General features: G+C 55.6%; 1 protein-coding gene. It reads right to left on the bottom strand.

Going from position 1 to position 755, the window contains the following annotated elements; all coding sequences use genetic code 11:
• Window positions 1-755 (bottom strand): elongation factor Tu (locus WBY09_RS19880; RefSeq protein ID WP_336233681.1); only part of this gene is annotated, 755 nt, incomplete at both ends.

The raw sequence follows: 755 nt of genomic DNA, 5'->3' as shown, positions 1-755 counted from the left end.
GTGTGCGGGGTGATCGAGCCAACGTGTGCCAGAACCTGGCCACGTTCGACGTCTTCACGTTTGGTACCACGCAGCAGCGCGCCAATGTTGTCGCCAGCTTCGCCCTGGTCGAGCAGCTTGCGGAACATTTCAACGCCGGTAACGGTGGTTTTAACGGTGTCTTTAATGCCGACGATTTCAATCTCTTCGCCAACTTTAACAACGCCGGTTTCAACACGACCGGTTACAACCGTACCACGACCCGAGATCGAGAACACGTCTTCAATCGGCATCAGGAACGGCTTGTCTTTCGGACGATCCGGAGCCGGGATGTAGTCGTCAACCGCTTTCATCAATTCGATGATTGCGTTCTTGCCGATTTCATCATCGCGACCTTCCAGAGCAGCAAGAGCAGAGCCCTTGACGATCGGAATATCGTCGCCCGGGAAGTCGTAGGACGACAGAAGTTCACGGATTTCCATTTCGACGAGCTCAAGAAGCTCTTCGTCGTCGACCTGGTCAACTTTGTTCATGAAGACGACGAGAGCCGGAACACCAACCTGACGTGCGAGCAGGATGTGCTCACGGGTCTGCGGCATCGGGCCATCAGCAGCCGAAACGACGAGGATACCGCCGTCCATCTGTGCCGCACCAGTGATCATGTTTTTAACATAGTCAGCGTGGCCCGGGCAGTCGACGTGTGCGTAGTGACGGTTCTCGGTCTCATACTCAACGTGCGCGGTCGAGATCGTGATACCACGAGCTTTCTCTTCCGG

It is taken from the genome of Thalassospira sp. CH_XMU1458, assembly GCF_037027205.1.
GTDB lineage: Bacteria > Pseudomonadota > Alphaproteobacteria > Rhodospirillales > Thalassospiraceae > Thalassospira > Thalassospira tepidiphila.
The sequence above is the reverse complement of the archived record's forward strand: the minus strand, read 5'-3'. Positions and strand labels throughout refer to the sequence as shown.